Origin of the sequence: Kitasatospora sp. NPDC059817, from assembly GCF_042731835.1 — a bacterium.
In the GTDB taxonomy this organism is placed as follows: domain Bacteria; phylum Actinomycetota; class Actinomycetes; order Streptomycetales; family Streptomycetaceae; genus Kitasatospora.
This window is the reverse complement of sequence record NZ_JBHWIR010000266.1, coordinates 1-7,181: the sequence shown is the minus strand read 5'-3', so window position 1 is coordinate 7,181 and position 7,181 is coordinate 1. Positions and strand designations below refer to the sequence as shown.

Here is a 7,181-nt window from a genome sequence, read left to right as displayed (position 1 = left end):
ACCGCCTGCCCAATCGAACTGAATCAACTGACGGCCCCTGACACGAATCACCACAGGTCAGGAAGTATCGGCCCCGCACGCGCGGGGATTGCTCCGCGGCGGCAGCACCACCGCGGATTACCGCCGGATCGGCCCCGCACGCGCGGGGATTGCTCCAGGCTGAGGAGGACGGCAGCGAGGCCGCGGCGATCGGCCCCGCACGCGCGGGGATTGCTCTCCTCAAGGCCGCGCTGGAGCAGGCCCCGGGCGATCGGCCCCGCACGCGCGGGGATTGCTCCGAGGTCAGAACGAGGTCAGGTGGACCGGGGCTATCGGCCCCGCACGCGCGGGGATTGCTCCACCGCCCACCCCGACTACCTCGCCCTGCTGGAATCGGCCCCGCACGCGCGGGGATTGCTCGGACGGCACGCTGCGGTGCTGCGTGCACGTGACGTCGGCCCCGCACGCGCGGGGATTGCTCCTTGTCCACGTCCGCGTCACCACCGAGAATCACGTCGGCCCCGCACGCGCGGGGATTGCTCCTTCCACAGGGCCGCCCGTCCGGTCGGTGACGCGGTCGGCCCCGCACGCGCGGGGATTGCTCCGCGTGCCAGGCTGGCGGTGTCCCGTCTGCTCTGTCGGCCCCGCACGCGCGGGGATTGCTCTCGCAGGTCGCCCCGGCAGGGTGCCCGGTCGGTATCGGCCCCGCGCTCGCGGGGATTGCTCGCCGTACGCCCCGAAGGTCTGACCGACCCGCCGATCGGCCCCGCGCTCGCGGGGGTTGCTCCCGCTGGTGGAGACCGCCGTCCAGGCCCTCGCCATCGGCCCCGCGCTCGCGGGGATTGCTCTGGGACGTCGGTCAGCCCCGATGTTGTTCGGGTATCGGCCCCGCGCTCGCGGGGATCGCTCCGCGGGCCTGGTCGACCGAGACTTGTGGGGGCGGTCGGCCCCACGCTCGCGGGGATTGCTCCTACCTCTTCATCCGCGCCAATTCGGACGAGTCGCCGGCCCCGCGCCCGCGGGGATTGCTCCTTCAGCGGGTTCGGTGAGCGGCTTCACAAGGAGTCGGCCCCGCACGCGCGGGGATTACTCGGGGTACGTCCCCGGGTGCGTCCTTGACGCAGTGTCGACCCCGCACACGCGGGGATCGCTCCCACATCGGCGCCGTACCTCTGTGGCTCGGCCAGTCGGCCCCACGCTCGCGGGGATTGCTCCGTCGAGGAAGCCGCGCAGGCGATATCCGGCGTGGTTGGCCCCGCGCTCGCGGGGATTGTTCCTCTTTCAGGGCGTCGGCGACGGTGTCGGTGTCGTCGGCCCCGCGCTCGCGGGGATCGCTCCTGGCCGATGCTCTTCGGCGTCCGCAGGCGCGGGTCGGCTCAGCACACGCGTGGATTACTCCAGCACCGGCTCACCGGGGAACGGCACGGCCCAGTCGACCCCGCGCTCGCGGGGGTTGCTCCGCTGAGCACGTCGCCCTCGCCGAACTCGCGCTGTTGGCCCCGCGCTCGCGGGGATTGCTCCCCCACCCCCGCCACCCCGACCCATGGGGAGGCGGGGATCGGCCCCGCGCTCGCGGGACTGCTCCCCGTAGAGGAAGAGGGCGTACGTCATCTACATATCGGCCCCGCGCTCGCGGGGGATTGCTCCACCTTCGGCACCATCAAGGCGAAGGCCGCGGTGTCGGCCCCGCACACGCCGGGATTACTCCTCCAGACCGGAAGACGAATCCGGACGTGACTGATCGGGCCCGCGCTCGCGGGGATTGCTCCGCCGGCACCGCCTTCCAGCAGATCGCGGGCATGTCGGCCCCGCGCTCGCGGGGATTGCTCCGGGCGGACGGGGGGCCGGCCTTCTTCGCGGGTCGGCCCCGCGCTCGCGGGGATTGCTCCCGCCGCTCGATGTCCTGCTCCACCTTGTACGGGTTGGCCCCGCACATGCGGGGATTGCTCCAGCACCGGCTCGCCGGGGAACAGCACGGCCCTATCGGCGCCGCGCTCGCGGGGATCGCTCTGTGGGACACTCCGGCATTTTCCTCGGCCGGGGATCGGCCCCGCGCTCGCGGGGATCGCTCTCAGGCTTCCGCGTTCCGACCGCGGTCGCTGCCATCGGCCCCGCGCCCACAGGGATCGCTCCCGGGCAGCCCGGTGCAGCTCCGTCGACGCTTGATCGGTCTCGCGCTCGTGGGGATCGCTCCCGTGGCCACCTCGACGTCGATCCCGGTCTCCTATCGGCCCCGCGCTCGCGGGGATTGCTCCTCCGCCGGCCGGTATCGGGCTTTGCGCTCCTTATCGGCCCCGCGCCCGCGGGGATCGCTCCGCCCCCGCTCGGCTTCGGCCGGGCGGGGGCGCTTCGTCGTTACGGGGTGTCGTGCGTCCACCGCCACACGCCGTCCGCATCCGGCTCGTACAGGACCGTCCGTCGGCGTGCCGGCCATGCCGCCATCGTGCGACCGGCATCGGACCATGCAGGTCAGGAACGTGGGGCGCGCCCGTACTCAGCAACCCAGCGCGAGGTGAGCACGATGTCTGCGGTCTCAACTGGGCGCCCGGTGGCCTGGTCGTAGTAGGTCCGTTCAATTGCCATCACCGGGACAGCGGGTGCAACGCCGAGGGTCTGAGCCTCAGGTCGCGTGGCAGCCCTGGCGCTCACGCGCTCAACGGGCACGCCCACGTCGATGCCGATGATCGCCATGCGGTCGGCGACGCCGATACCAGCGTGTGGACCGGCCTCGGGCAGGACAATCAAGCTGCCGCCAGTGGTGGCCATCGGTTCCCAGCTCTCTGCGAGCTGCACCGGGTCTCCGTCGGCCAGGTACACGTAGGTCGTGTGCATCACCGGATCGCCGGGCTGGATTTCCAGCCGGGCCGCGATGCGGGCCTCGGCGGCACGAGGCTGAGATTCGTGCCGCCAAGTACCGGCGACACCCTGTCTGGCGAGGGTGGCCTCCGTCGGGCTGCCGTCGCCGCGGGGTACGCGTTGACGGCGCACCAGGACGGTGGGCGGTTCCTGGCTGCGGACGTAGTAGCCGCGGCCATGGCGGGCGACGACCAGGCCCTCGGATTCGAGTAGCCGGTAGGCGTTCTGGCCGACGCCGTGGGAGTAGCCGAATTCCTCACGTAGTGCAGCGAGAGATGGCAACTGGGCTCCGGCTGCGAGCTGGCCGGCGAGGATCCGTTCGCGGATGTGGTCTGCGATGCGGAGGTAGGGGGATTCGGCGTCGCCTGCCATGCATGTCCTCCTACGTTCCGTGCTCGGTGGGTGACAGAGTATGCGGCCAGGCCCTACTGTATGTGTAGAGCTAATCCTTACATGTACTGGGGGATCGGTGCAGATCGGCATGTGCGCAGGAGCCGTGAAGGCTGCGCTCGGTCAGGCCACAGGCGCCCACGTACGCGTTACGCGCCCCAACGCTGGAGTAGTGCGCCTGAGCGTCCCCGCGCCTGTCGACGAATCAGTCGAACGCTGGGCTGATGTCCTGGCCATCGTGCAGTCCTGCACCTCATGGGGATCCACGGACGCAACTGGTGCGGTGGCCGTTTGGGCCGAACTGGAGGAGCCGCAATGATCTCCAGACCGGACGTCCCGTCCGGCATCGTCATCACTCTGGACACAGCCCAGGCCGGGCGCTACGTCAGCGCCGAGTGCCAACTCGACGCCCACCACGGGTGTCCCGGCGGCCGGTGGGGCGAGTGCGGTGCTCGGGCGCTGGTATGCCTCTGCGACCAGTCGGGGTGCCCCTGCGTTCGCAACCTGCCGAGCGGATCTCCCACCGGTGGCCCGAACCAGCCCCCTCGCGATCAGGTCGAAACGCCCTGATCAACCCTCCGTCTCCTCCCCGGGCCTGACGACGACGTCGGCCCAGGAGGTTGCACCACTCGACACACCGAGAGGAGCACTACCATGATCACTCCCGAACCCAACCCGGCGCTGGCGCCGCCCCCGACCGCTCCGGACCAGTTCGTGAGCGCGGCGACGTTCGGCTCCGTCATCTCCACCGTGCTCTCCAACAACGAGGGCATGGACGTCGCGATGGCCACCCGGATCACCCGGGAAGCCATCGCGTTCGTGGTCGTGGGCGCCCGCCGCCCGCACCTGGCCATGGCGCCGTCCAGGATCGTGGACGAGGGCTGGCACGCGTTCCTCGTCCACACCGAGGCGTACGCGGAGTTGTGCGAGCGCGAGGGCCGGTTCGTGCACCACAGCCCGGGATTCGACCCGGGCAACTTCGACCAGGACATCATGGAGCAGACCCAGGCTGCCATCCGGGAGGCGGGCTTCGAGGTCGACCAGGAACTGTGGCGGCCGCCGACGGACGACACCCTGGTGACCGTAGCGGCGAGCTGTCAGCACTCGCCCAGCTGTTCAATCAGGCCGATGAAGAAACCGGAGAAGCCCTGCACCAAGCCCGCTGAATAGCGGACTCGGAACGCGTACGCTGCTGACCCGAGTAGGAGGCATCCGATGGAGTGGATCGATCCGCGGTACGCAGACCTGGTCGCGTGCTACCGGCAGCAGGACTTCGAAGCTTTCGGGCCATTGCTCGAACGTCCCGACGGCGAGCCTGTACCCCCGCGGCTCGGGTTCGTCATGGAGCCGCTTCGAGGCGAGTAGCAGCAGGTCAAGGCCCTGGCCGGCCCGATGGTCGGCCAGGGCTACTCGTCGCGGACCAGACGCCAGAGTGGCACGCCGATTGCCCGCGCGATGGCGCCGAGTTGGTCGAGCGTCGCAGGTGCGAGGCCGTTCTCGATCCGCCCGATCGTGCGCCGGCCGAGTCCGGCGCGCTCCCCAAGCTGCTCCTGCGTGGGGTCCGCCTGTCGCCTAAGCGAGAGGATCCGGGCCCATGAACTCCTTCACACGCCGCCTGCCCAATCGAACTGAATCTACTGACGGTCCCTGACACGAATCGCCGCAGGTCAGGAAGTGTCGGCCCCGCGCTCGCGGGGATTGCTCCGTCTCCGCGACGGTGGGACCGGCGGAGCAGTTGTCGGCCCCGCGCTCGCGGGGATTGCTCCGGGGAGGCGGCACGGTGTCGTCCTTCGGTGGCGTCGGCCCCGCGCTCGCGGGGATTGCTCCTCGAAGACGCTGGCGCGGAGGTCGGCGTCGGGGTCGGCCCCGCGCTCGCGGGGATTGCTCCCAGGCGTAGTCCGCCCAGCGGTCCGGCCACGGGTCGGCCCCGCGCTCGCGGGGATTGCTCCGCTGGGCACATTGCCATCGCCGAACTCACGCTGTTGGCCCAACACTTGCGGGGACTGTCCCGTGGCAGATCCCCAGCCCGCCCGACGGACTTACCCCACAGCGCACCCAGCCAGCCCCTGACTTTGGGCAGGTACCACTGCCAGCGGTCCTCGATCATCGTCTCAATCTCCACGTGCGGGTACGCTTCGGGGAGTCAGGCCACGACACTGACAACCAGCCCTGGGGCAAGGAGAGATGGCAACAACGCATCGACTGTTCGACGGGACCTCTACCAATCGAACTGAATCAATCAAGCCCCTCAACCGCTAATCACCGCAGGTCAGAAAGTATCGGCCCCGCGCTCGCGGGGATCGCTCCCGAACCCTCCGACCGATCCCTGTCCCCAGCCCATCGGCCCCGCGCTCGCGGGGATCGCTCCGCCGATGTGCTCATAAAGCACCCGACAAGCCAATCGGCCCCGCGCTCGCGGGGATCGCTCCGGGGAGTGGCCCCAGTCGCCGGGCTGGCCGGTATCGGCCCCGCGCTCGCGGGGATCGCTCTTCTTCGGCGGACGCCGGCGTGTTGGTCATGGCATCGGCCCCGCGCTCGCGGGGATCGCTCCGCCGACCACCTGTTCCTCGCCTACGACCCCGAATCGGCCCCGCGCTCGCGGGGATCGCTCCCCGTCCAGGATCAGCAGGCGCTGGATCATGAGATCGGCCCCGCGCTCGCGGGGATGGTTCAGGAGACCAGCCCCTCGCACCGGTGACCACCGGGAGCTGGTCTCGTCGAGGGTGCGAGCAAGGCGGACACGAGCCCGCCAGGGCTGGTCGAAGACGGTGTCCAACCGCCTTCGACCGGCACGCGAACCCGCGCCACTGGCAACACACCACGGTGCTGCCCGACGCCCGCCGCGACGCCTTCGAGTTCGCCGACACCGTCTGCCAACACCCCGCAATCGACACCTTCACCACCCACCGGAACGGCCTCCAGGACAGCGGACAACACCCCTGAGCCCGGCACCGGGACAACGAGCGGCAAGCTGGCGAGCAGGAGGCTGCTGGCGGACCTGCCGCTCGGCACCGTGCCTCGGCCCGCGCGAGAGCATCAAGACGCCCCGACGTCACCAGCGGCAGGAAGCGATCCCAAACAACCTCAGCCACCACCACGGCACACAGCATCTGCGACAGCAACACGTCACCCCCGCCCACCCAGCCACCTCCTGGCCTCGGGCGGATACCAACGCCAACCGCCCCCAAGCACCGCCCCGAACCTCCCCACACGAGTACGCTTCGGGAGCGCAAGACACAGCTGACAACTCCCCCACCCGCAAGAAGAAGCATGAACTCCTTCACAGACCGCCTGCCTAATCGAACTGAATCAACTGACGGCCCCTGACACGAATCACCACAGGTCAGGAAGTATCGGCCCCGCACGCGCGGGGATTGCTCCCCGGCCTACCCGGAGTACGTCATCCCCACCGAATCGGCCCCGCGCTCGCGGGGATTGCTCCCTCGGCCTCGGCGGAGTTGTCGCCGCCCTCGGATCGGCCCCGCGCTCGCGGGGATTGCTCCGGGGGCTCTGGGGTGGTGTCGGGCGGGTGGGTATCGGCCCCGCGCTCGCGGGGATTGCTCCGACCCGTGGCAGGCCGTGCCGGAACTGCCCTAATCGGCCCCGCGCTCGCGGGGATTGCTCTCGCGCGTTCCGCGGTCCGCTCGCTGACCTGGTGTCGGCCCCGCGCTCGCGGGGATTGCTCTCGCGCGTTCCGCGGTCCGCTCGCTGACCTGGTGTCGGCCCCGCGCTCGCGGGGATTGCTCCCCGCACGTCAACACCGAATACGCCGACGACCTGTCGGCCCCGCGCTCGCGGGGATTGCTCCGAGAGCACGGCCTCTCCGGTGGTCACCAGACGGTCGGCCCCGCGCTCGCGGGGATTGCTCCCCGATTCGACCCGGGTCACTGACCATCTGTTCGTCGGCCCCGCGCTCGCGGGGATTGCTCCCCGCACGTCAACACCGAATACGCCGA

At 70.3% G+C, this 7,181-nt stretch carries 3 protein-coding genes and 3 CRISPR repeat arrays; of the genes, 1 reads left to right on the top strand and 2 read right to left on the bottom strand.

The genetic code is table 11. From position 1 onward, the window contains the following. Window positions 1-67: 67 nt before the first annotated feature. Window positions 68-2,294: a CRISPR direct-repeat array (repeat unit 27 nt; unit sequence TCGGCCCCGCACGCGCGGGGATTGCTC). A gap of 154 nt (window positions 2,295-2,448) precedes the next feature. Continuing rightward, window positions 2,449-3,207, bottom strand: a complete 759-nt coding sequence (locus ACFV61_RS32820; RefSeq protein WP_380495649.1) for a GntR family transcriptional regulator — start codon at window positions 3,205-3,207, stop codon at window positions 2,449-2,451. 672 nt (window positions 3,208-3,879) lie between these two features. Here ACFV61_RS32820 and ACFV61_RS32815 point away from each other — a divergent pair. After that, window positions 3,880-4,395, top strand: coding sequence for a glycine-rich domain-containing protein (locus ACFV61_RS32815; RefSeq protein WP_380495647.1), 516 nt, complete (start codon window positions 3,880-3,882; stop codon window positions 4,393-4,395). A 236-nt stretch (window positions 4,396-4,631) separates the two neighbouring features. Here the strand turns inward: ACFV61_RS32815 and ACFV61_RS32810 are convergent, their stop codons facing one another. Further along, the gene (locus ACFV61_RS32810) at window positions 4,632-4,811 is read right to left on the bottom strand and encodes a helix-turn-helix domain-containing protein (RefSeq protein ID WP_380495651.1); all 180 of its coding nucleotides are present in this window, start codon (window positions 4,809-4,811) and stop codon (window positions 4,632-4,634) included. Between the two features lie 90 nt (window positions 4,812-4,901). Next, a CRISPR array of direct repeats spans window positions 4,902-5,235; the repeat unit is 29 nt; unit sequence GTCGGCCCCGCGCTCGCGGGGATTGCTCC. 268 nt (window positions 5,236-5,503) lie between these two features. Next, window positions 5,504-5,897: direct repeats of the CRISPR family, unit length 28 nt; unit sequence ATCGGCCCCGCGCTCGCGGGGATCGCTC. Between the last annotated feature and the right edge of the window lie 1,284 nt (window positions 5,898-7,181).